This is a genomic window from Shewanella sp. 11B5 (assembly GCF_002836795.1).
Taxonomy (GTDB): domain Bacteria; phylum Pseudomonadota; class Gammaproteobacteria; order Enterobacterales; family Shewanellaceae; genus Shewanella; species Shewanella frigidimarina.
The window spans coordinates 1-1,804 of sequence record NZ_PJAP01000767.1 but is presented as its reverse complement, the minus strand read 5'-3'; the positions used below and the strand labels follow the sequence as shown (position 1 = coordinate 1,804).

At 39.1% G+C, this 1,804-nt stretch carries 2 protein-coding genes; both read right to left on the bottom strand.

Annotated features, from left to right (window positions below):
* Window positions 1-455: 455 nt before the first annotated feature.
* Window positions 456-914 carry a CBS domain-containing protein gene (locus tag CXF78_RS16260; protein WP_082707290.1) on the bottom strand — a complete coding sequence of 153 codons (459 nt, stop codon included), beginning with the start codon at window positions 912-914 and terminating at the stop codon, window positions 456-458.
* A gap of 106 nt (window positions 915-1,020) precedes the next feature.
* A partial coding sequence (locus tag CXF78_RS16255; RefSeq protein WP_145991510.1) for a GNAT family N-acetyltransferase occupies window positions 1,021-1,804 on the bottom strand: 784 nt, incomplete at its 5' end.

Here is a 1,804-nt window from a genome sequence, read left to right as displayed (position 1 = left end):
CCACTTTACCATTAATAAATACCCGTTCTAGTCCGCACCAATTACTCGCTTGCAACTCAATATTGTCTTGATTGAGGTGGTATGTAAACTTAATCATAATGCAGTCCTTATCACATGATAGCCACGAGCCCTGTGTCTAATAAAAGCAGAGTAATGTGACATTTTCCAGCATATAAATATGAACAATTTACGAAATGAAGCTATCTAGTTGGCAGGCTTAGTAATATTTATTTTTTGAAAAGGCTATTGCCAAAATGTGTTTTTTCGGCACTTCAACATTAGCGGTTGATGATAAATAAAGCAGCAGATTGAATGTCAGATTATACGGTTAATATACGGAACTTATACGATGAGTATTCGAACTAAACGACAGCTTAAAAGGGCCGTTCAAAAATACTGTAGTAACAGACAGGTTGTTTTTTTGTTAACGATTACATAAATGAAAAGCTAACCATTTACTTAACGTAATAGGCATTCAATAGATCTTTCCAAGTAATAATGCCCACGATGACATTGTTGTCTAATACCGGTAAACATCCTATATCGTGGTCTAAAATAAGCTTGGTTGCTTGATTGATATCGCAATGAGGGGCGATGGTGAATGGATTGTGAGTCATGACTTGATGAACTCTTTTTTGCAGGGTTTCAGTGTCTCGCATTAATTCAGCAGCGGTACCGATATTAGGACTGAGCGCTCGTAGAAAGTCCCGATGAGACAATATGCCACTCAGTTGCTCGTTATCAACCACTAATAAATGATGGAAGCTGACGTTGTCGAAAATTTCTTTTGCCAGTATTAACCGATCATCCATTTCAATGGTAACCACTCGCGTAGTCATGATGTCCGCGACACAGATATGTTTAGTCGGGGTATCAGGTAATGTCTCAGCTAACATTTCAGTAGAAGTTGTCATAAGCGATTCTCCACGTATTTATACTTTTATATCAGATAAACATCAGTGTAACAATCATTTAACGCCTAATGACAACCTCTTATTAAGCTTAGCAGCTTGTATTTGGTCAAGATGCAATTTTGTTTTCGGGTAAATGTCCCGCCAAGTATTTTTGATATTTAATCGGCTTTAACTGATGAATGTCGACTAATACTAAACCATCGATACAGTCGCCAAACTCTGCATCAATACCAAAATCGAGAAACTGTACGCCATTGTTGTCGCACAATTCGCCATACTGCTTAAATAACGTCGGTACTGATACACCCATATTCGATAGCGTCCGTTTGAGTATTTTAAAATTATCAGCATAGTCATTGCCATTGAATAACTGGTGTAATTGATGCTGACGTTCGTCGGTGAATTGATATGAATTAAATGAAGTCGCTAAAACGTGTTTAGTAGCGAAGTGATGTTGGTAAAAAAACACTAACATCTCTTTGGCTGGTACCGGCAGGCTATCGCTTAGCGACACGGGCCCAAAGAGGTAACGATACTGCGGGTTTTTAATCAAAAACGCACCAATACCTTGCCACAAATATTCTAAACTTCGGCGACCCCAATATTTAGGTTGGACAAAGCTGCGACCAAGTTCGAGGCCTTGATCAAAATAAGGGGCGAACGCATCGCGATATTCAAAGAGTGATTGGCTATATAAAGCATTTTCACCAACGGTGTCATGGATCATTTTTGCACTGGCAAAACGGTAGGCACCAACAATTTCTAATTCATCTTTATCCCATAACACTAAATGAAAATAGTGATTATCATATTTATCGGTATCGCGACGTTTACCGGTACCTTCACCCACGGCTCTGAATGCGATTTCACGAAGTCGGCCAATCTCACGC

What these genes read in the sequence shown, in the direction of transcription:
- CXF78_RS16260 (WP_082707290.1), bottom strand. Translation starts at nt 914, where the DNA reads ATGACAACTTCTACTGAAATGTTAGCTGAGACATTACCTGATACCCCG.